General features: G+C 58.9%; 20 protein-coding genes, 4 tRNA genes and 1 pseudogene. 16 read left to right on the plus strand and 9 right to left on the minus strand.

Annotated elements, in window-relative coordinates:
* The first annotated feature begins 112 nt into the window (after positions 1 to 112).
* The 4 genes from ACRY08_RS09810 (at position 113) to ACRY08_RS09825 (ending at position 3,285) form a co-directional block, all read left to right on the plus strand.
* Positions 113 to 661, plus strand: coding sequence for an HU family DNA-binding protein (locus tag ACRY08_RS09810; protein ID WP_432449739.1), 549 nt, complete (start codon positions 113 to 115; stop codon positions 659 to 661).
* A gap of 19 nt (positions 662 to 680) precedes the next feature.
* Positions 681 to 755 (plus strand) — tRNA-Val (locus tag ACRY08_RS09815).
* Positions 756 to 879: 124 nt separating this feature from the next.
* A complete protein-coding gene (gene speB, locus ACRY08_RS09820) occupies positions 880 to 1,845 on the plus strand; it encodes an agmatinase (protein ID WP_432449740.1) in 966 nt (321 codons plus the stop codon).
* A gap of 159 nt (positions 1,846 to 2,004) precedes the next feature.
* Positions 2,005 to 3,285 (plus strand): hypothetical protein, encoded by a 1,281-nt coding sequence (locus ACRY08_RS09825; RefSeq protein WP_432449741.1) that lies wholly within the window; start codon positions 2,005 to 2,007, stop codon positions 3,283 to 3,285.
* A 17-nt stretch (positions 3,286 to 3,302) separates the two neighbouring features.
* Here ACRY08_RS09825 and ACRY08_RS09830 read toward each other — a convergent pair whose 3' ends face one another.
* Positions 3,303 to 4,304, minus strand: a complete 1,002-nt coding sequence (locus ACRY08_RS09830; RefSeq protein ID WP_432449742.1) for a GlxA family transcriptional regulator — start codon at positions 4,302 to 4,304, stop codon at positions 3,303 to 3,305.
* A gap of 98 nt (positions 4,305 to 4,402) precedes the next feature.
* A complete protein-coding gene (locus ACRY08_RS09835; RefSeq protein WP_432449743.1) occupies positions 4,403 to 5,263 on the minus strand; it encodes a LytTR family DNA-binding domain-containing protein in 861 nt (286 codons plus the stop codon).
* Positions 5,264 to 5,446: 183 nt separating this feature from the next.
* Here ACRY08_RS09835 and ACRY08_RS09840 point away from each other — a divergent pair.
* Together ACRY08_RS09840 and ACRY08_RS09845 are read left to right on the plus strand one after the other, a co-directional pair.
* A tRNA-Val gene (locus ACRY08_RS09840) sits at positions 5,447 to 5,522 on the plus strand.
* Between the two features lie 192 nt (positions 5,523 to 5,714).
* A tRNA-Asp gene (locus ACRY08_RS09845) sits at positions 5,715 to 5,791 on the plus strand.
* A gap of 85 nt (positions 5,792 to 5,876) precedes the next feature.
* Here the strand turns inward: ACRY08_RS09845 and ACRY08_RS09850 are convergent.
* Positions 5,877 to 6,356: a hypothetical protein gene (locus ACRY08_RS09850; RefSeq protein WP_432449744.1), complete on the minus strand. Its 480-nt coding sequence runs from the start codon at positions 6,354 to 6,356 to the stop codon at positions 5,877 to 5,879.
* Between the two features lie 245 nt (positions 6,357 to 6,601).
* Between ACRY08_RS09850 and ACRY08_RS09855 the strand changes: the two genes are divergently transcribed.
* Positions 6,602 to 6,678 (plus strand) — tRNA-Asp (locus ACRY08_RS09855).
* A gap of 77 nt (positions 6,679 to 6,755) precedes the next feature.
* A complete protein-coding gene (locus tag ACRY08_RS09860; protein WP_432449745.1) occupies positions 6,756 to 6,989 on the plus strand; it encodes an RND transporter in 234 nt (77 codons plus the stop codon).
* Between the two features lie 218 nt (positions 6,990 to 7,207).
* Here the strand turns inward: ACRY08_RS09860 and ACRY08_RS09865 are convergent, their stop codons facing one another.
* Positions 7,208 to 8,584, minus strand: a complete 1,377-nt coding sequence (locus tag ACRY08_RS09865; RefSeq protein WP_432449746.1) for a M20/M25/M40 family metallo-hydrolase — start codon at positions 8,582 to 8,584, stop codon at positions 7,208 to 7,210.
* 275 nt (positions 8,585 to 8,859) lie between these two features.
* On the opposite strand from ACRY08_RS09865, the gene hemA reads away from it, so the two are divergent.
* From hemA to ispG, 4 genes and pseudogenes are all read left to right on the plus strand, one after another.
* Positions 8,860 to 10,083 carry a 5-aminolevulinate synthase gene (hemA, locus tag ACRY08_RS09870; RefSeq protein ID WP_432449747.1) on the plus strand — a complete coding sequence of 408 codons (1,224 nt, stop codon included), beginning with the start codon at positions 8,860 to 8,862 and terminating at the stop codon, positions 10,081 to 10,083.
* Positions 10,084 to 10,282: 199 nt separating this feature from the next.
* A pseudogene (locus ACRY08_RS09875) lies at positions 10,283 to 10,447 on the plus strand (helix-turn-helix domain-containing protein); the annotation flags it as partial.
* Between the two features lie 48 nt (positions 10,448 to 10,495).
* The gene (locus ACRY08_RS09880; RefSeq protein ID WP_432450277.1) at positions 10,496 to 11,443 is read left to right on the plus strand and encodes a DUF4115 domain-containing protein; all 948 of its coding nucleotides are present in this window, start codon (positions 10,496 to 10,498) and stop codon (positions 11,441 to 11,443) included.
* 109 nt (positions 11,444 to 11,552) lie between these two features.
* Positions 11,553 to 12,674: a flavodoxin-dependent (E)-4-hydroxy-3-methylbut-2-enyl-diphosphate synthase gene (gene ispG / locus ACRY08_RS09885; protein ID WP_432449748.1), complete on the plus strand. Its 1,122-nt coding sequence runs from the start codon at positions 11,553 to 11,555 to the stop codon at positions 12,672 to 12,674.
* Between the two features lie 305 nt (positions 12,675 to 12,979).
* On the opposite strand, the gene ACRY08_RS09890 is transcribed toward ispG, so the two are convergent.
* From ACRY08_RS09890 to ccmI, 4 genes are all read right to left on the minus strand, one after another.
* On the minus strand, positions 12,980 to 13,354 hold the full coding sequence (locus ACRY08_RS09890) for a hypothetical protein (RefSeq protein ID WP_432449749.1): 375 nt from the start codon (positions 13,352 to 13,354) through the stop codon (positions 12,980 to 12,982).
* A gap of 83 nt (positions 13,355 to 13,437) precedes the next feature.
* Positions 13,438 to 13,671, minus strand: coding sequence for a DUF1289 domain-containing protein (locus tag ACRY08_RS09895; RefSeq protein ID WP_432449750.1), 234 nt, complete (start codon positions 13,669 to 13,671; stop codon positions 13,438 to 13,440).
* A complete protein-coding gene (gene ruvX / locus ACRY08_RS09900; RefSeq protein WP_432449751.1) occupies positions 13,671 to 14,135 on the minus strand; it encodes a Holliday junction resolvase RuvX in 465 nt (154 codons plus the stop codon). Before ruvX ends, ACRY08_RS09895 begins: the two co-directional genes overlap by 1 nt.
* Positions 14,132 to 15,415, minus strand: coding sequence for a c-type cytochrome biogenesis protein CcmI (gene ccmI, locus ACRY08_RS09905; protein ID WP_432449752.1), 1,284 nt, complete (start codon positions 15,413 to 15,415; stop codon positions 14,132 to 14,134). The genes ruvX and ccmI overlap by 4 nt, the downstream gene beginning before the upstream one ends.
* A 226-nt stretch (positions 15,416 to 15,641) precedes the next feature.
* On the opposite strand from ccmI, the gene ACRY08_RS09910 reads away from it, so the two are divergent.
* Complete coding sequence (locus ACRY08_RS09910) at positions 15,642 to 16,889, plus strand: sarcosine oxidase subunit beta family protein (protein ID WP_432449753.1); 1,248 nt, start codon at positions 15,642 to 15,644, stop codon at positions 16,887 to 16,889.
* Positions 16,890 to 16,897: 8 nt separating this feature from the next.
* On the opposite strand, the gene ACRY08_RS09915 is transcribed toward ACRY08_RS09910, so the two are convergent.
* Positions 16,898 to 17,083, minus strand: coding sequence for a hypothetical protein (locus tag ACRY08_RS09915; protein ID WP_432449754.1), 186 nt, complete (start codon positions 17,081 to 17,083; stop codon positions 16,898 to 16,900).
* 50 nt (positions 17,084 to 17,133) lie between these two features.
* On the opposite strand from ACRY08_RS09915, the gene ACRY08_RS09920 reads away from it, so the two are divergent.
* The 3 genes from ACRY08_RS09920 to ACRY08_RS09930 are packed head-to-tail and all read left to right on the plus strand — an operon-like array spanning position 17,134 to position 21,027.
* A complete protein-coding gene (locus tag ACRY08_RS09920; protein WP_432449755.1) occupies positions 17,134 to 17,457 on the plus strand; it encodes a sarcosine oxidase subunit delta in 324 nt (107 codons plus the stop codon).
* On the plus strand, positions 17,454 to 20,471 hold the full coding sequence (locus tag ACRY08_RS09925) for a sarcosine oxidase subunit alpha family protein (RefSeq protein ID WP_432449757.1): 3,018 nt from the start codon (positions 17,454 to 17,456) through the stop codon (positions 20,469 to 20,471). The genes ACRY08_RS09920 and ACRY08_RS09925 overlap by 4 nt, the downstream gene beginning before the upstream one ends.
* The gene (locus tag ACRY08_RS09930) at positions 20,464 to 21,027 is read left to right on the plus strand and encodes a sarcosine oxidase subunit gamma (protein ID WP_432449758.1); all 564 of its coding nucleotides are present in this window, start codon (positions 20,464 to 20,466) and stop codon (positions 21,025 to 21,027) included. The genes ACRY08_RS09925 and ACRY08_RS09930 overlap by 8 nt, the downstream gene beginning before the upstream one ends.
* Positions 21,028 to 21,116: the final 89 nt, after the last annotated feature.

The following is a 21,116-nucleotide window of genomic DNA, read 5'->3' on the forward strand; positions in this document are numbered from 1 at the left end:
CGGCCTTTTTGTCGCGGCGGGTGGATTTATTAACTAAATTCCGATAGATTGGCCGTGAATAGGAAACAATGCCCCCGGAATGGCGCGGGGCGATAAGCAAGGCGACAGGCAGATGGCGAAGAAGACGAAAACCACCAAGGCGAAAACGGCCACGAAAGCGCGCAGCGCGGCGAAACCTACGGCGGGTACAAAGGCAACCAGCGCGAAAACCACCGCCACCAAACCCGCCACCAAACCCGCCGCGAAGCTCGCGCCCGAGGTTGGCGACGCCAAGCCGGCACGCACCACCCTGTCAATCGATCAGGCCGCCCGCACTGTCGCGGCAAGCCCGGCCACGACAGACGCAGATGCATCCAAATCTGCCACGCCGACAGAAAATGACGCTGCCGTAAACGAGGTCGTGAACAAAAAGCTCCTCTTGTCGCGCGTGGCCGCGCGCACCGGCCTGCGCCCCAACAAGACCCGCGAGATCGTCGAGGCTGTGCTGGAAGAGCTGGGCGCAGCCCTGTCTGATGGCGAAAAACTGAAACTGCCACCCTTGGGCACCCTGATGGTCAACCGTCAAAAAGACGTTGCAAATGGCGAAGTTATCATCTGCAAACTGCGCCGCAAAAAGAAGGCGGAAGATGATCAGGACCCTCTTGCACCTGCCGCCGAGTGACGATAAATACGCCCGCGTTGGGTGATTAGCTCAGTGGTAGAGCGCTTCGTTCACATCGAAGATGTCAGGAGTTCAAATCTCTTATCACCCACCATTTTCCCCCTTGGAATGCGGTTCTTGACCTCGAATGTCCGAATGCGTCGCATTCTGTCGTATTCTTGCCTGTCATCCCCTCTCTGTTTGTCGTTCATTAGACAAAAGACCACAGGGAGGAACACATGTCGGGACATGGGTATGCAACGGGGCGACTGAACCTGCCATTTGTTGGGATCGCCACTTTTGGCAAAAAGCCTTACGTGGCGGACTGGGACCAGATCGATGCTGATGTGGCGGTTCTGGGCGCGCCGTTTGATTTCGGTTGCCAGTACCGGTCGGGCGCTCGCTTCGGACCACGGGCTGTACGTGAGGCCTCGACCCTGTTCAGCTTTGGGCACGCGGGCGCCTATGATCACGAGGATGACGCCACCTATCTGGGGGGCGACGTGCGCATCGTCGATCTGGGTGATGCGGATATCGTGCATACGCTCACGGACAAGAGCCACGCAAACATTGAATATGGTGTGAAGAAAATTCTGGATGCGGGCGCTTTGCCGGTGACCATCGGGGGAGATCACTCGATCAACATTCCGTGCATTCGCGCCTTTGAAGAAGATTGCGCCGAAAACGGCCCTATTCACGTGGTGCAGATCGACGCGCATCTGGATTTCGTGGATACACGCCACGGTGTGACCGAGGGCCACGGCAACCCGATGCGCCGCGCGATCGAGAAAGACTATGTCTCGGGCATGACCCAGCTGGGCATTCGCAATGTCTCCTCCACCGCGAAAGATGGCTATGACGATGCACGGGCGCGTGGGTCCGATATCCTGTCTGTCCGGCAGGTGCGCAAGCTGGGCACCGAAGGTGTGCTTGAGCGCATCCCCGAAGGCGCGCGCTATTATGTGACCATCGATATTGATGCGTTTTGCCCGTCGATCGCACCGGGGACGGGCACGCCCAGCCATGGTGGCTTTGCCTATTACGACGTGCTGGAGATCTTGCAGGGCCTGACAAAACGCGGGGACGTGGTGGGCATCGACCTGGTCGAAGTGGCACCTGCCTATGATCCGTCTGAGAGCACGCAGATTCTGGCCGCGCAGCTGCTGTTGAACTTTCTGGGGTTCATATTCCACAACCGGCCATGACCCGTTCTGGGTCAGAAGGGGCTCAGGTGCTTGGGAAATAAAGAAATTCTGCGATGCGGCGAGATCTTGCCGCCATGCAGCAATTTATTTCTTTGTTAAACATGAATCCCATTGCATACTCGCGATTCTGGCCCGAATTCACGGATGCAGGAGGCGAAAATGAACATCTCACAGCTCTTCACGCTCGCCGCCGTGGTTTTGTGCCTGTATTCCACCGCGGCGGAAGCGCGCAACAAGCAGCGCAAACTGTGTGACTATGGCGCGGGGTTGCGCGCGGTCTTTTCCCACACCTGTCCCAAATTGACCGGCTATGCGGAACCTCGCAGTTTCGACGTACATGACGAAATCCTGAACACGCGAAACCTGACCCTTGGCAAGGCGGCAGAGTTGGACGCGTTTGAGTGGCCCGTTCAGGACAGTGATGTGTCTGTTGTTATGCCGATCGGCCAGCACCTTCTGTTGCTGGAAGAGCCGGGTGACGGCTATCTGCTTCTCTACTCGATCGATTTGGGAAAATACGTTTACCTGCGCCCGTTCCCGGCGGAAAAGAACAGGTTCATTTCTTTGAACTCTTTGAAAATGCTTGCTTTCCGCCGGCAGAAGATTTTGTTGCCGGAAGCAGAGGAATACCAGCTCTATACCCAGGACGGCGAGGTGCTGCGCGAGGCCGGCCGGATGTCCGCAGACAATATCCTGCATCGTGGCGAAAGCCTGCCGGCAGAGGGTGATACCCTGTTTTATGAAGCAAAGGTCATCGCTGGGCCGGAAAAGGGCCGCAAGGTGATCGTGCGGCAGGCAGAGACGCAGCGGGTGGCAAGATTGCCCGAAACCAAGATCGCGGATGCGCCGATCAGAGCCAAGGATCAGCGCGGGGTGGTCGAAGTCAGCACCAAAAAGCTCAAGGACGGCTTTCTGCCGCGGGTTACGGTGCTTCGGGACGAAACGCAGGTCAAGATCTGCGGGGCCGAGACATCGGTTTCTCAAACGTCAGAAGCCAGCACGGAAGTGGGCCTGAAGGCTGGCAGCGACAGGGGGCTCGAGCTCACTTGGGGGGCGGCATACAAGGCTATTCAAGAGGAACGAACCCTCTATGCCAAAGACACCGAGGTGTCTGACACGGTCTTTTTGGTCCAGAAATACCATGTCGAGGATCACAATCGCCCAAACCCGCGGGAGATCGGAGCGGTGCTTGCGCGCGAGGTCATGTATGTTCTTGAACGGGTCGTTCATGATTGCCTGGGCGCGCGAAAGGTGGATTATTACCTGACCGTTGATAATCTGCGCAGACGTATCACCGGCGGTGAAAAGCCGCCCTTGTTCCGGACAAGTCGTGCTGTGCAATGGTGGATCTCGCGTTTCGAAAGCCAGCTGCCGAAATCGGTTTTCAATGCAATTGCAGCACGGTTCGTCGCCGGGCATCTGGCTGACCTGCGCCACTGACCCAAGGGGCCGATCTGCTATCCCCCGCCAGCAGAGAAACGGTGGGGTGACATGCCAAACGCCTCGCGGAAGCGTTTCGAAAAATAGGGCGCGCTGTCATAGCCGCAGGCGATGGCCACATCGACCACCGACATATCCGTTTCAGCCAGCAGAATGCGACCGCGCTGCAGACGCAAATCCTGCAGGTATTTCTTCGGGGTGGTGTCCAGATGGCTGCGGAACAGCCGCTCCATCTGGCGGCGCGACACGCCCAGTTCGTCCGTGATCTCGTCCAGGTTCACCGCGTCTTCCAGATGCTCTTCGAAATACGAGATGATGCGCACCAGTTTTTCATTGCGCACGCCAATGGAAGCCGAGGTTGAACGTTGTTGCCGGTCTTCTTCTGATCGCTGCACCGTATGCAGGCACATATTCAGAACCGCTTGGGCCAGCGCGGGACCGTGCGTGTCATAGATGAGCTTGAAAAACAGGTCACTCGCGGCAGCGCCCCCACCGCAAGTCATCACCCGTTTGTCGATGGTGTAAAGCTGCTCAACCGGGTCAAGATCCGGAAAATGTTCGCGAAAGGGGGCGATGTTTTCCCAGTGAAGCGTGAACTTATGGCCCGGCAGAATGCCTGCTTTTGCCAGCGTATAGGCGCCCGTGCAAAGCGCACCAACCACCCGCCCAAGGCGCCATTGATGACGCAGCCAATCCGACACTTTCGGGTCCAGAGATCGCTCGGGTTGCACGCCAGAGCAGACGAACACGCGGGCATTTGCAGGGACGTCACCCAAGGCACGATCAATGCCGATTTCGATCCCGTTAGAGCAGCGCATATTCTCGCCCGTGGCGGACATGGTGGTCCAGACATACAGCGATTTCCCGGTCAGTTGATTGGCGATGCGCAAAGGCTCAATCGCTGAAGTGAAGGCCAGCATGGACAGATTGTCCAACAAGACAAAAATGATCGGTTCCGGGTCCGCCTGATGATCCAGGCTGACATGCGCAATGCCTTTCGGAATGACGGGGTCTTTCATGTCTGCGCTCGCTGCTAAAGGTCGGAAACATGGGAGGCAGAGGAATTATAGCAGGGGGTCGGCTGTCGTAAAAGGAACGTTTGCGTCATTTGCGGGCGCTACGACGTCGTTGTGTCGACCAATTCCGGCCGGGTCACGGCCATCCAGTTGCGCACGTCCTGACGCCGGGGGCGGGCGACGGTCAGCTTGTCGCCGTTGGTCATTTCAAGAATGTCTGTCGGGCCGCTTTGGTCGAGATGGGCAATGGCGTGGCGCGCGACCCAATAGGACCGGTGTGCCATGACGCCGTCACAGGCCTCGGTTTGGCCGACAAGATCAGCCAGCCGGGCGCGCAGCACGGTTTTGCCCTCTTGCGTGACCAGTTCCACCATGTGGCTCTTACTGCGCATGCATAGAACCTCCTCCAGCGCGAAGCTTTGATCCGCGATCGTGATCTTGCGCTGGATGGGCAAGGGGTCGGCTGGTTTGCCACCGTCGGGCTTGCGCAGCTCTGCAATGGCCGCAGGAAAGACAAACGAGAAGAAAAGCGCTTCGAAAATCACCACCTGAAGGAAGTCCCTTAATGTGGGCACAACCGGATTTGAGGCCAATAGGGGTTCAAGATAGATTTGCGCATGAAGCATGATCAGTTGCGAATTGATCAGAAAGGCAATCAAATTCATGATTGGCAGGTAGAGGCGGCGCAGCGAGAACCTGTTTTGCAAAGCGCCCAGCAGCAGCACAAGGGCGATATAGATCAGGACATGTCCGGCGATTGCCAGCAACCAGATGGGCAGATACTCGATTACAGAAACATTTCCAGCAAGGGAAAACGCGTCGAGCACAATGAAGGCCACGGCACAGATCAGTAAAAAGACCTGAGTCGGCCGCACGGTCAGTATGCGCATGATCTCGCGCGGGGACGCATCTATGCGCTGACCAAATATATCATAGTTCAGGATCAGATAGCGGTCATGCATGATGACGCTCCTGACAAGCTTTTGCGAAACTGAAAACATCTTTTCTCACCCCAATGTCGGTATTGTAACCTGAATATGGCACCTGAAAAGGGGGAGCTTTGGGTCGTTGCGATCAAAATTCACTTAAGTGTGAAAAACCGCTTGCCACCAGCAAGACACGCTAGTATCACGCACATCCGGAACGGGTCGTTAGCTCAGTTGGTAGAGCGCTTCGTTTACACCGAAGATGTCGGGAGTTCGAGCCTCTCACGACCCACCATTTCCCTTCCTGTCAGCCTGTAAGATCGGTGTTAGACGACACCGGTTTCTGTTGTCGCTTTTGTTGTTCGAAACGTGTGGACCCGGCGCTTTTGAGGCCAGCTCGAAAAAAGATTTCAAAAGTCGCATTGGCTGCTTGACGCCCTTCGCAACACGCCCTAGAACGCCCGGACAGTCGCAAGACTGGCAGTGAGCGGTTGTAGCTCAGTTGGTTAGAGTACCGGCCTGTCACGCCGGGGGTCGCGGGTTCGAGCCCCGTCAACCGCGCCACCACTGCCCTAAGAAACCCCGCCGCAAGGTGGGGTTTTTTGTTGGCCAACACCTGCCTGCGACATGGTTCAGTGTCCCGTGCTTATTAGCGGTTGCGCATGAGCCAGATATTTGCCGCCGCACAGCATTTCGCCATCCGACTTGCAGAGGCAACATTGGGCGTGACGGGCAGGGCACGGGGAGGGGATTGCAGCACCAATCGTAGGCGGCTGCCCTTTTCCAGGCGCTCCAGATCAACCTCTTCCACATCATCCAGAGAATAGGTCAGGGTTATGGGGCGGTGAAACCCCCAATGAAACAGCTCTGCGACCCGTCTTTGACGGTCAAATACAAGGCGATCACGGCCAACAATTTTCTGAATCAAAACAAGGCTCAGCATAAAGCACACAATCAACAGCCCAGTGCGCAGAATCGCACCTTCATTGAAGCTCATCATGATTCCAAGCAAGCAAGACAGGTTTAAAGCCCCGAAAAACAAAATGTTTTTCAGGGGTCCATGCTCGATCACGAAGCGTGAACTGCTGTCTTCCATCACTTTCATGTAGGTTGGGTAACCTGAAAACATGGCCAATTATTGGCAATTAAAGCGTTTCGAGATAAATTTGAGACACATATCTATCCCGAAATCCCATGGCATCGATATCTCGTGCCGCGTTCTGGCTTTCCCCTGTCTCAGGTGAAAACCGAAACGCTTTCAGTGGAATTTTATGGGGGGCGCGACCTACGGCTGGTCTGCATGCAGATCTCCGTAAAACGGGCCGATTTTTCGATTGACGCCCCTGCGCGCTCGGGCTATCCACAGCGCCACGCGCGGTTGTAGCTCAGTTGGTTAGAGTACCGGCCTGTCACGCCGGGGGTCGCGGGTTCGAGCCCCGTCAACCGCGCCATTTCACCACATTCAGACCTGAGCATATGTCATCTAAGATGCGATGGTGTTTGCGTCGCATCGTTCAGGGGGTTTTGCATGAAGCTGATTGATGACCTGCCGTTGGGGACCATTGCGATCTTCTGCCTGACATTGGGTCTTGCCCCCTTCACGCCGCCGCATATCTGGGAAAAGCTGGTGATGCTGTTTTCAGGCACGCTGACACGCCCCATCGACATGTTCGACCTTGCCATGCACGGCGCGCCTTGGGCTGTGTTGGGGCTGAAGCTGGTGCGGATGCGCAGGCTGTCTCAGATCGCGGATGGGGACTGAAATCAGCGGCAGGCAGAGCCGGGAGACGCCCGGAGAACGCTTCCCCCGGGCGCTTTGAAACGTCCCAGATCACGTTCATTCAACGCAATCTGGAAACGGTTTGGCTAAAGCGTTTCGACTTATTGTTGAGGCACAACAATGAGACGAAACGCGCGGAGCCTACCAATGTCGTGGGCGTTTCGAAATCAAGCTGTGATCGGGCTTAATCTCGAAACGCTTTAGGCCAGCTTGTCGAGAATACGCGCCCAGCTGCGAATGCCCTTGTGAAAGCTCTCCAGATCGTATTTCTCGTTCGGGCTGTGGATGTTGTCGTCATCCTTGCCAAAGCCGATCAGCATGGCGTCAACGCCCAGAATGTCTTTGAAATAGCCCGCAATCGGGATTGATCCGCCGCAGCCTGCGAAAGCTGCCGGAATGCCCCATTCTTCGCCCAAGGCTTCACGCGCTTGTTCGAAAAGTGCATTTTCGGTCGCGATTTGCGCCGCTGGAGACCCTTTTTCAGTTCGGTATTCAACGGTGAACCCGTCGGGCAGGCGGCTTTCCAGATAGCTGCGGAAGCTGTCCCGGACGGCGTCAGGGTCCTGTTTGCCCACCAGACGGAAGCTGACCTTGGCCGAGGCCTGGCTGGGCAGTACAGTCTTGAAGCCGTCCCCCGTATAGCCGCCCCAGATACCGTTCACGTCGCAGGTCGGGCGCGACCAGATCATCTCGATCGGCATGCGATCCTCTTCGCCAGCGGGCGTCTTCAGACCCACGTCGGCCAGAAAACTTGCATGGTCGAACCCAAGCCCCTGCCACTGCGCGCGGATGTCATCGGTCAGCTCTTCGACGCCGTCATAAAAGCCGGGCAGCGTGATGCGGCCTGTATCGTCATGAAGATCGGCCAGAATGCGTGTCAGAATCCGGATCGGGTTCATGGCAATCCCGCCATACATGCCCGAATGCAGGTCGCGGTCCGGGCCTGTGATGGTGAAATCCTCGCAGGACATGCCGCGCAATTGGGTGATGATCGCCGGGGTTTTTGATTCGAACAGCCCCGTGTCGCAGATCAGCGCGATATCGGTGGTCAGCTCGTCGCGGTTTTCTTCCATGAAGGGGATCAGCGAGGGCGAGCCTGATTCTTCCTCTCCTTCAAAGAACAGCGAGATGCGCGCAGGCAGACTGCCATTGACGGCGATCCACGCCCGGCAGGCCTCGACGAAGGTCATCAGCTGCCCCTTGTCGTCGGACGATCCGCGACCACGGATCACTTGTCCTGCCGACGTGTCCTCCAGCGCCGGTTCAAAGGGCGGGTTGTCCCAAAGGTCCAGCGGGTCAACCGGCTGCACATCATAGTGGCCATAGAACATCAGATGCGGTTTATCTTCGGGGCCATCGGCATGGCCCACAACCATCGGGTGGCCGGGTGTTTGGCGCTTATCAGCTTGAAAACCAATGGATTTCAGGTCCTCGACCAGCCAATCCGCCGCCTTCTGGCATTCAATGGCATAGGCGGGATCGGTGGATATGGACGGGATGCGCAAAAGCGCCAAAAGGCGCTCGGTGGCTTCAGGCAGGTCGGCGTCGATACGGTCAAGAACGCGGTCAAGCGACATGGGGTCTCTCCGGTGGGTGGATGTTTGCGCCGAGCCTATCATTCGCGCGCGTACTGTCCAGAGGTGTTCCCGGCGGCGGCGCCCATTGGTCTTGTTGTCGCGGCAGGGGCAAAAGGGCTTCCGTTTGCGCTGGATCAATGTAAAACCGCCGCCAAGACCGTTAACACGGATGTCAGCGAACAGGACGAAAACATATCCAAATTTTGAATATGTTTATCGGGGCAACCCATGTATGTTGCGCTTGGGATATGGAAGAGACGGCCCGGGAGGGAACATTGGACTACAATCACCAGCTGGACGCGGCGCTGCAGCGCCTGCATGACGAAGGTCGCTATCGCACGTTCATCGAGATCGAGCGCAAAAAGGGACAGTTCCCGCATGCCACCTGGATGAAACCCGATGGCACTGAAGCGCCCGTCACCGTCTGGTGTGGCAATGACTATCTTGGCATGGGCCAGCACCCGGTTGTTCTGGAAGCGATGCACGAAGCCGTAGACGCCACCGGCGCAGGCTCGGGCGGCACGCGCAACATTTCGGGCACCACGATCTATCACAAGCGTCTTGAAGCCGAGATCGCGGACCTGCACCAAAAAGAGGCCGCTCTGCTGTTCACATCGGCCTATATTGCCAATGACGCAACTCTGTCGACATTGCCCAAGCTGTTTCCTGGCCTGATCATTTATTCGGACGAGCTGAACCATGCCTCGATGATCGAAGGCGTGCGCCGCAACGGCGGTGCCAAACGTGTGTTCCGTCACAATGATGTGGAACATCTGCGGGAATTGCTGGAAGCCGACGACCCGGCCGCGCCCAAGCTGATCGCGTTTGAAAGCGTCTATTCGATGGATGGCGATTTCGGCCCCATCGAGGCGCTCTGCGATCTGGCAGACGAGTTTGGCGCGCTGACCTATATCGACGAGGTGCATGCCGTGGGCATGTATGGTCCGCGCGGGGCAGGGGTCACCGAACGGGACAATCTGGCCCACCGCATCGACATCATCAACGGCACGCTGGCCAAGGCCTATGGCGTGATGGGCGGCTATATCGCGGCCTCGGCCAAGATGTGTGACGCCATCCGCTCTTACGCGCCGGGTTTCATCTTCACCACCTCGCTGCCGCCCGCTGTGGCTGCGGGGGCTGCGGCGTCTGTTGCGCATCTGAAGACCGATCAGGGGCTGCGAGATCAGCACCAGACGCAGGCTAAGATTTTGAAAACACGTCTGAAAGCGCTTGGATTGCCGATCATCGATCATGGGTCACACATCGTGCCGCTGATCGTGGGTGATCCGGTGCACACCAAGCAGCTGTCCGACATGCTCTTGGAAAATTTCGGCATCTACGTGCAGCCGATCAACTTCCCAACCGTGCCGCGCGGGACCGAGCGTCTGCGCTTTACGCCGTCGCCGGTGCATGGCCCCAAGGAAATGGATGCGCTGATCGCCGCACTGGACAGCCTGTGGTCCCATTGTGAGCTGAATCGTGCCGAGCTTTCCGCGTAAGTGCAATCAGCACATGCATATCTTGTAGGTTTGTGATAGTTTACCACAAGGGAAACGAGCGCATCGCGAATCGTTAACCCGTGGGTTTGTGTAAGGCACCAGGAGCGGTATTATGATCGGGCGTTGGACCACGTCGCGGGTCGAAGAGAAAGAAGAAGCCTCCGGCTTTGATTCTTATGACCTCCGCCTTGGTGATGTGATGCGCGGCGAACGCGCGACCATCGGTAAATCCCTGCTTGATGTTCAGCGCGAGCTGAAGATCAAAGCCACTTATATCGCAGCCATCGAAAACGCAGATGCCTCGGCTTTTGAAACCCAGGGTTTCATCGCGGGCTATGTGCGCTCTTATGCCCGCTATCTGGGTCTGGACCCGGAATGGGCCTATGAAACTTTCTGCAAAGAAGCCGGGTTTGTGACCGCGCATGGTCTGGCCGTTGGCGCCGCCGCGCAGGCCGAACGGGCAGAGAAACAGAAATCCAAACTGGATAATTCCGGCGACCCGCTGGCAAACCCCAATGCAAGTTGGGTCCCGCAATCTGAAAGCATCTTTGCTGGTATCGAACCGGGTGCCATCGGATCCGTGGCCGTGCTGTCGCTTCTGGTCGGGGTTCTGGGCTTTGGCGGCTGGTCGATCCTGAAAGAAATTCAGCGGGTCGATTTCGCCCCGATCGAACAGACACCGGGCGTTTTGTCCGAATTGCCTGACCTGGGCGATACTCACACGATTTCGACCGTCGCCGATGCTGGCGAGTTGGCAGGTGGCACCGGGCTGACCACGCCGCCCTCGGTCGAGGCGCTGGATCGCCTTTATCGTCCACAGGCGTTGGATGTGCCGGTGATGACCCATCGTGACGCACCGATTTCAACCTTGAACCCGCATGATGTGGGGATTCTGGCGCGGGCGACACCGCCGGCGCTTGGCGGCATTCCTTCAGGTCTGACCACCACTGCAGAAACGCCGCAGGCAGTGGCGCTGGCTGATGCTTCGGCGCTGGGGGATACACGCCCCGTGCAGGTCTTCGGTGCGGATGCTGCCGATGTGGCCGTTTTTGCCGTGCGCCCGTCCTGGGTGCGCATTCAATCGGCGGATGGCACGGTGATCTTTGAAAAGATCCTTGATGCGGGTGAGCATTATGTTCTGCCCAAGACCGAACAGGCGCCGCTGTTGCGTACCGGCAATGCGGGGTCGATCTACTTTGCGGTCAATGGTACGGCCTATGGACCGGCTGGCGACGGGCCGTCGGTCGTGAAAAACGTGGCCTTGTCGCAGGATGATGTGCTGGGCGCGTTCGAGCTGGCCGATCTGGACGGTGATGCGGATCTGGCCACCTATGTGGCCGAGCTGTCCGTCGCAGAATAATCCCAATACTTGCTGATTTTGGCGCGACCTGACGGGTCCTGTTTGAACGCTTGTGCACCGTGTGCATGCGGGCTATCCCTTTTGCAGCAGCAAGACAATAGGTGTCCTTATGTCCCACAATCCGATCCGACCCTGGCGCGATATCGAACGGCGCAAATCTCGTCAGATCATGGTGGGCAATGTGCCTGTCGGAGGCGATGCGCCGATCGCGGTGCAGACCATGACCAATACGGACAGTTCGGATGTGAAAGCGACGCTGGGGCAGGTGCTTGCCGCGGCTGAAGCTGGTGCGGATATCGTACGCATCTCGTGCCCGGATGTGGGATCGACTACGGCGCTGAAAGAGATTGCCGCCGAAAGCCCGGTGCCCATCGTTGCCGACATTCATTTCCACTACAAACGTGCGATTGAGGCTGCCGAGGCGGGTGCCGCCTGTCTGCGGATCAACCCCGGCAACATTGGGGATGAAGGCCGCGTGCGCGAGGTCATCAAGGCCGCCAAAGACCATGGCTGTTCGATCCGAATTGGCGTGAACGCCGGGTCATTGGAACGGCATCTGCTTGAAAAATATGGGGAACCTTGCCCCGAAGCGATGGTGGAAAGCGGGTTGGAGCATATCCGCATTCTGGAAGACAACGATTTCCGCGACTATAAAATCTCGGTCAAAGCCTCAGATGTGTTTTTGTCCGCCGCTGCCTATCACGGCATTGCCGAGGCGACGGACGCGCCCATTCATCTGGGCATTACAGAAGCCGGCGGCTTCGTGTCTGGCACCATCAAATCGGCCATCGGTTTGGGCAATCTGCTTTGGGCCGGGATCGGCGACACAATCCGTGTCAGCCTGTCAGCGGATCCGGTGGAAGAAGTGAAGGTTGGCTATGAGATATTGAAATCTCTGGGCCTTCGTCACCGGGGCGTAAACATCATCTCATGCCCGTCCTGCGCACGTCAGGGATTTGACGTGATCAAAACCGTGGCCACGCTGGAAGAGCGCTTGGCACATATCCACACGCCAATGAGCCTGTCGATCATCGGTTGCGTGGTGAACGGTCCCGGCGAAGCGTTGATGACGGATGTGGGCTTTACCGGCGGTGGGGCCGGGTCCGGCATGGTTTATGTGGCGGGCAAGCAGGACCACAAACTCGACAACGAAAAGATGGTCGACCATATCGTCGAACTGGTTGAAAAGCGCGCCGCCGAGATCGAGGCAGAGACCGAGGACCAAGCGTAGGGGCTTTGCCCCCTCGCGCCTTCCGGCGCTCACCCCCAAGGTATTTCTAACAAGAAAATGGAAAGAGGGAGCGTGTGGCTCCCTCCGGTATGAGACAAACTCATTTCCTTGTACGGCCATCGGCGCCTCCGCCTGTTCCGCTGGACCACTATGGAACAACAAGGTTAACGAACCCTTATTTTCTTGTTTGAAATACCTTGGGGTAGGGGCGGGCTGCGCCCGAACCGCAGGGGCAACGCCCCTGAACCGCGCGCAGCGCGGCCATCGCCCTGTTGGGCCCGAGGCACAGCCGAGGGCGCGCGGGCTCAGTTTTCAATCGTTTCGCGTATCGGGAATCGCAAGCCGTCTTGCGTGATTACCACCAGCTTTTCATTTGCGAAGACGAAAAGATCACATCGTGAGGTGCCGGTGACGAATGTCACGCAGACGATGCTGTCAGGGTTGAGTGTATAGTGGCCGAGCCAAGTGCCACCCTCACCGTAAGTGTAAGAATACGAGCCGTTTTCAAGAAAGTCAGAGCGGCCGTTGTCATGGAAGATAACCGTTTTCCCAACCAAAGCCTGTGACAATTGCGCGGGTGAAAGGGGAATGTCATCTGGGCGTGTCTTCCACTCTTCAGCAGTGCCAGGCAGTGGCGAGAGAGCGGTGAGCGTGGCAAGGGCTGCGAGGTGGGCGCGCATGGTCTGTTCCAATCCGTTGTTTCCCAAATCTTACCTGATCGGAGCGGGATAAGGGTGTCACGAAGAGGTGAGGGAAAGTCGGATCAATTCTGGGCGCGGCGGGCCTTTCGCCCCCCCCGTCGTTTTGCAAGCAGAGCGCGGCGTTCTGGCAGTTCTTCAAGAAGCGCGCGCCGGTCTTCATTCGACAAGCGGGACCATTGGGTGATTTCGTCGATCGTGCGCAGGCAACCTGTGCAGATGCGGGCCTCTTTGTGGATCACGCAAATCTTGACACAGGGGCTTTCAACCTCGTCGCGTTTCCAGATGTCATCTGTCATCAAAGGTGCCTCATCCGATCCAACACACCTTGCAGGATATAGCCCGCCGCCACGTGATCGATCACCTCTGCGCGACGCTTTCGGGACGTATCCGCCTCGAGCAACGCCCGTTCCGCGGCGACGGTGGACAGGCGTTCATCCCAATAGGTGATGGGCAGTTCGGTCAGCTGTGCGAGGTTGCGGGCAAAGGCGCGGGTGGATTGGCAGCGCGGCCCTTCAGACCCGTCCATATTGCGCGGCAGGCCCAGCACCAATCCGCCCAGCTGGCGCTCGTTGGCAATTTCCAGCAGGCGCGCGGCATCCAGCGTGAACTTCTTGCGCTTGATCGTCTCAAGCGGTGTTGCCACTTGCCGAAAGCTGTCAGACACGGCCACGCCGATAGTCTTGGTGCCCAGATCCAGCCCCGCCAGCGCGGTCATTGGCGCAATCGCCGAGGCAAAGCCTTCGATATCGTCAAAAATCACTGGGCGATACCGGCTTGGCGCGCGGCTTGCGCGACCGTGGCAAGCGCCTCGGGATGGTCAGCGAAACGCTCTTGCGCCTCGGCCCAGATGGCGGCGGCGCGCTCCGTGTCGCCGGTGACGCCCAGAACCGAAATGAGCCGCGCCCATTCCTCGGGGCTGCCGCCTTCGGTGGCCAACCGGTCTGACAGACGTTCGACCATCGACTTGATCATCTCGGCGCGGTCTTTTTCGCTCATTTCCGCAGCGGCCTGCATGTCTTCGGCGCTGGGACCTGACAGGCCGGGCATGCCGGTTTGTGCCGGGCGGGTCGGGGCATCTGGCGCGGTGTAGTTCTCTCCTGCAAGTGCAGCCAGCCCGTCGATTTGCGAGCGTACAGAGGTCCACCAGATCGCATCGGCCGGACCTTCTTCCAACAGCCCGCGCCACAGGCGAAACGCCATGTCCGGGCGGCCGTTCTGGGCAAACATGATGCCGGTGTAATAACGTGCCAGCTGATGTCCGGGGGCACGGCCCAAGGCTTCGCGCAGCATCTCTTCTGCTTCGGGCGAGACATAGCCGCCGGCCGCGTTCACCATCAGATCAGCTTGCCGGACGAAATCATCGGCGGTGGCGGTTTCCCCTTTTACCACCAACAGCTTACCCATCGCCTCGCGCGCCGCGATCATGTTGCCAATGGCGGCTTCGTGCTGGGCAAGCAGATCAAGCCCGCGCTGATCTTCAGGGCGATCATCAACCGCCTTGCGCAGCCCGTCGACCAGCTTCAGATAATCCTCGGGGGCCTCGGGCGGCGGGCCGGGCCAGGCGGGAGCCTCTGCCTCGATCTTTGCTTGAGACGGGCGGTTTTCCCGCATCTCCTGACTGCGTGCGATGCGTTTTTCCCGGCCAAGATCCTGTGCGCCCGGTGCGCCCATATACAGATAAAGACCAAGGCTGCTGGCCGCGATCACGATGGCGACAAGGCCCATGGTCAACCGGGTCAATCCATTCGGCGCATCCGAGGTCTGCCGGGCACGTGCGGCTTTGTCCGCATCCAGCAAACGACGCGAGATTTCGATACGCGCACGGTCTGCTTCTTCTTTGGTCAAAGTGCCGCGCGCAAGGTCGCGATCCAGCTCTTTCAACTGATCACGGTACACCTTCATGTCCGAACTGAATCGGGCCGTGTCGCCTGTGTCACCTGTCGCTTCCCGCATGATCATGCGTCGTGCGATGACGATAATCGTGGCCAGCGTCATGGCCCCGACAATCGCTCCGAAAATCCAGCTGTTCCAGTCGCCCATGTATCCCCCGGGAAATCTCGCGCATGTTTGGTCCCACTCATGTAATGCGCATGTGCCGTTTTCTAAACCCCCAATGGTCAAGTGCGACAATCAGGATGCACAGAAATCGACAGGTTTTGCGCCTCATGTCGTCTTTTTCCTTTTAAGCGCCGTTCGATCATCGTGGTGTGATGGCGTTTCTTCGTAAAAACGACATAAACCGGGAACCCAGACAGGGGGGAATCGTATGCGACGTTATTCGGCATTTGCCATCGCGCGGGAGGCCGCGCGCTATCACTCAGGTTGGGAGCGGGCGTGGACATCGCCCAAGCCCAAGAAAAAATACGATGTTGTCATCGTGGGCGCGGGCGGCCACGGGCTGGCCACGGCGTTTTATCTGGGCAAAAACTTCGGGATCACCAATGTGGCGATCATCGAAAAGGGATGGCTGGGCGGCGGCAACACGGGCCGCAACACCACCATCATTCGCTCGAATTACCTGCAGGATCCCTCGGCGGCGATCTACGAGAAAGCGCGGTCTCTCTATGAGACGATGAGCCAGGACCTGAACTACAACGTCATGTTCTCGCCGCGCGGCGTCATGATGCTGGCCCAGACCGAGCACGAGGTGCGCGGATACGAACGCACGGCGCATGCGAATGCTCTGCAGGGCGTGAAGACCGAGTTCATCTCGCCCGAACGCGTGAAAGAACTGGTGCCGATCATGAACATCCACGGTCCGCGTTACCCCGTTCTGGGTGCGCTGTGGCAGGCTCGTGCAGGCACGGCGCGTCACGATGCGGTGGCGTGGGGCTATGCCCGAGCGTGCTCCGACATGGGCATGGATATCATCCAGAAATGCGAAGTGACCGGCGTGCGTCAGGAAAACGGCAACGTCACCGGCGTTGACACGACCCACGGTCAGATTGATTGCGACAAACTGGCGATGGTTGTGGCCGGGAACGCGGGCCATCTGGCCGAGATGGCGGGCTTCCGTCTGCCGATGGAAAGTGTTGCCCTGCAAGCGCTGGTGTCGGAGCCGATCAAACCCTGCATCGACGTGGTGGTCATGGCCAACACCGTGCACGGCTATATGTCCCAGTCGGACAAAGGCGAGCTGGTCATCGGCGGCGGCACCGACGGGTTCAACAACTACACCCAGCGCGGATCGTTCCACCACGTGGAAGAAACCGTGCGGGCATTGGTCGAGACCTTCCCGATCATCTCGCGCCTGAAAATGCTGCGCCAATGGGGCGGCATCGTGGACGTGACCGGCGACCGCTCGCCCATCATCGGCAAAACGCCCTTGGGCAACTGCTTCATCAACTGCGGCTGGGGCACCGGCGGCTTCAAATCGATCCCCGGATCGGGCTGGGCCATGGCCGAGACCGTCGCCAAAGGCGAGCCGGGATCACTGGCAGGCGAATTCGGTCTGAACCGCTTCACCGAAGGACGCTTTATTGATGAAAGCGTGGCTGCGGGGGTGGCACATTGATGGGAAATCTACAATCCAAGGAAGGCCAAAAGCCAAACCAGCCACGTTGGCCCTTTAGTTTTCTCGTAGTCGTCTCGAATGCTTTTCAGCTCTTCGGGGTCGCGGTTTCGAAAGTGATGCCACCGAAGCGCGCGAAAGACGAAATATACGACGCCCACCAAAATGGCGAAGTTGAAAACATCAAATATATCCATGGGTGTCAGTTGGGTATCCCGACGCAACTCTACAAGTCAAAAGGTGCAACATGCTGATCCTTGAATGCCCCTATTGCGGCGTGATGGCCGATGAGACGGACCTGCATGGCGGTGGCGAGGCGCATCTGAGGCGCTTTGGCCCCGGCTCGTCCGATGATGAGTTCGAGACCTATCTGTTCCACCGCAAGAACCCGAAAGGCGTTCACTTCGAGCGTTGGCGGCATGTCTCGGGCTGCGGCAAGTGGTTCCACGCGGCGCGCAACACCATGACGCTTGAGGTTTACGGCACCTATTCTGCCCAGACCACCGAGCCGCCCAAAGCGATCGTTGATGCGGTCAAGAAGAAACATCCTGAGTGGGAGGGGTACGAATGAGCACCCGTCTGGCACAAGGCGGTCGTCTGATCGACCGTTCGAAACCGAAAAACTTCACCTTCAACGGCAAGCGCATGAAGGGGTACGAGGGCGACACGCTGGCCGCAGCCCTTCTGGGCGAAGACCAGATGCTGATGGGCCGGTCGTTCAAATACCACCGTCCGCGTGGCGTTGTGGCCTCTGGCGCGGAAGAGCCGAATGCTCTGGTCAATCTGGGGCAGGGTGAGCGCTTTGAACCCAACCAACGCGTCACCACGACCGAGCTCTTCGACGGGTTGACCTGCACCTCGCAAAACCACTGGCCGAGCCTTGAGTTCGACGTGGGCGTGGTGAACAACTACGCCGCGCGCTTCCTGCCGGCGGGCTTCTATTACAAGACCTTCATGGCGCCGGCCGCCGCGTGGAAGCATGTGTTTGAACCGATCATCCGTAAGTCCGCTGGTCTGGGCCAAGTCCCGACCGAGGCCGACGCGGATCGTTACGAGCATTATTACCACCACACGGATGTCGTCATCATTGGCGGCGGTGTGGCCGGTCTGGCCTCGGCTCTCGCCGCGGGTCGCTCGGGCGCGAAAGTGCTGGTGATGGAGCAAACCCATCACTGGGGTGGTCGTGCAGCCGTCGATGGCGGCGAGATTGACGGCATGTCGGTTGACGCATGGATCGACGCCACTGTCGCCGAGTTGGAAGGCATGGAGAACGTCACCCTGCGCACCCGCATGATGGGGTCGGGCGTCTATGACCACGGCTATGTGCTGGGTTACGAGCGTGTGGCCGATCATACGCCGGGCGACGGGCGTCCGCGTCACCGTCTGTGGCGCATCCGCACCAAGCAGATCGTGACCGCAACCGGCGCAATCGAACGTCCGCTGTCCTTTGCGGGCAATGACATTCCCGGCGTCATGCTGGCTTCGGCCGTGCGTGACTATGCGGTGAACTGGGGTGTGTCGATTGGCGACCGCACCGTGGTTGTCACCAACAATGATGACGGTTATCGCACGGCGCTGACGCTGAAAGAGGCCGGGCTTGAAGTCCCCGTGGTTCTGGACGCCCGCACGGAAGCCACCGGCCCGCTGGCCGAGGCTGCCCGTGCCGCAGGTATCCGGGTCGAACCGGGTCGCGCCATCGCCAAAGTGCATGGCGGTAAGCGTGTGACCGGCGTGTCGATCTGTCTTCAGGCGGGCGAAGGCGCGGCCTTGGAAGAGATCAAATGCGACGCGGTTGCCATGTCCGGCGGCTGGTCCCCGGTCGTGCACATGTGGTCGCATTGCGGCGGCAAACTGATCTGGGACGAGACGCAGGCCCATTTCCGCCCCGATCCCAGCCGCGCGCCCACCAGCCATGACGGCGAGGCGTTTGTGGTGACCGCAGGCACGGCCTCGGGCGCGATGTCGCTGGCCGAGACGCTGGAAGACGCCTACGCGGCAGGCAAGGCAGCTGCGAAAGCGGCTGGCGGCAAGGCCGTGCGCAAGGCTGGTCCGAAAGCGGATGCCGAGGCCGAACAGCCCATGGCCCCGGTCTGGATCATGCCGCAGGGCGCTGGTCCAGAGAAGCGCATGAAGATGTGGTTGGATTATCAGAACGACGTGAAGGTTTCCGACGTTCAGCTGGCTGCGCGTGAAGGCTATGAAAGTGTCGAGCACACCAAGCGTTACACCACGCTGGGGATGGCAACCGATCAAGGGAAGCTGTCCAATATCAATGGCTTGGCAGTGCTTTCTGATGCTCTGGACCAAGAGATCCCGACCACCGGCACCACCACCTTCCGCCCGCCATACACACCGATCAGCTTCGGTGCGATTGCAGGCGAAGCGCGCCATGAAATCTTCCAACCGATCCGTCGCACGCCGATGCATCAGTGGCACGAAGACGCGGGTGCTTACATGGAACCCGTCGGTCATTGGCGTCGCCCCTATTGCTATGCCAAGCCGGGTGAAACCAATGAACAGGCGGTGCATCGCGAGGTTCTGAACACCCGCGAAAATCTTGGCCTGTTGGATGCTTCGACACTGGGCAAGCTGATCGTGAAAGGTCCCGATGCGGGCAAGTTCATGGACATGATGTACACCAACATGATGTCGAACCTGGCTGTCGGCAAATGCCGCTATGGTCTGATGTGCTCGGAAAACGGCTTCCTGTCGGATGATGGTGTTGTGGCGCGTATCGACGACGAAACGTGGCTCTGCCACACGACCTCGGGCGGGGCTGATCGCATCCACGCGTGGATGGAGGAATGGCTGCAGACAGAATGGTGGGACTGGAAAGTCTATGTCGCCAATGTGACCGAGCAGCTGGCGCAGGTTGCCGTGGTTGGTCCGAACGCCCGTAAGGTGCTGGAAAAGCTCGGTGGTATGGACGTGTCCAAGGAAACGCTGCCCTTCATGCAGTGGGCCGATGGCAAGATCGGCGAGTTCGACGCGCGCGTCTATCGCATCTCGTTCTCGGGCGAGCTGTCCTACGAGATCGCCGTTCCGGCGTCTCAGGGCCGCGCCTTCTGGGATGCGCTTCTGGAAGCCGGTGAAGAGTTCGGCGTGATGCCTTACGGCACCGAGTGTCTGCACATCATGCGCGCCGAGAAGGGCTTTATCATGATCGGCGACGAGACCGACGGCACCGTGATCCCGCAGGATCTGGGGCTGAGCTGGGCGATTTCCAAGAAGAAGGAAGACTTCCTTGGCAAACGCGCGCAACAGCGCAGCCACATGACCGATCCCGAGCGCTGGAAACTGGTAGGGCTTGAGACCCTCGACGGGTCCGTCTTGCCGGACGGGGCCTATGCGGTGGGCGAGGGCGACAATGTCCACGGTCAGCGCAACATGATCGGCCGCGTGACCTCGACCTATTATTCGCCGACGCTGAAAAAAGGCATCGCGATGGGGCTTGTGCTGCACGGTCCCGACCGTATGGGCGAGGTGATCAGCTTCCCCACGGTGGATGGCTCGAACACGGTGGTGAAGGCGCGGATTTGTGATCCGGTCTTCTATGACAAGGACGGGGAGAAGCAGAATGTCTAAGGCAGTATCCGCCCTCCAGGGCGCGTCGTTTGACGGCTATTGCAAGGTCGAAGAGGCCGGTCTGATCGGCATGATCACCCTGCGCGGTGACCTTGCGTCCAAAGGTGTCGCCAAAGCGGTGAAAGCCGCCACGGGCGCTGCCATGCCGGGACAGGGTGAAATCACCCAAGGCGCCAAGGGCCGCGTTGGCTGGATGTCGCCCGACGAGCTTTTGCTGATCGTCGATCACGCCGAGGCCGCGTCCATTGTCGAAGCCGCCACCGCGTCACTTGGAGACGAGCATTCGCTGGTGGTGAATGTCTCGGATGCTCGTGCGGTCTATCGTGTCACGGGCGCGGCCTGTCGCGAGGTGATTGCCAAGCTGGCCCCTGCCGACCTCTCGGTCATGCAGCCTGGTATGCTGCGCCGTTCGCGCATTGCGCAAATTCCGGCCGCTTTCTATCTGGAGGACGACAACACCGCGGTGCTGGTTTGTTTCCGGTCGGTTGCAAAATATGCGTTTGACCTTTTGAAAGATGCGGCCCAGCCGGGCGGCGAGGTTGGCGTTCTGTCCTAAAGCGTTTCGCGACAAACTTGAGCACTGGTTTGTCGCGAGCCACGCGCTTCATTGACGAAACGCGCTAATCTGATCAAAAACCTTGACGT

The organism is Aliiroseovarius marinus (assembly GCF_050881025.1).
GTDB lineage: Bacteria > Pseudomonadota > Alphaproteobacteria > Rhodobacterales > Rhodobacteraceae > Aliiroseovarius > Aliiroseovarius marinus_A.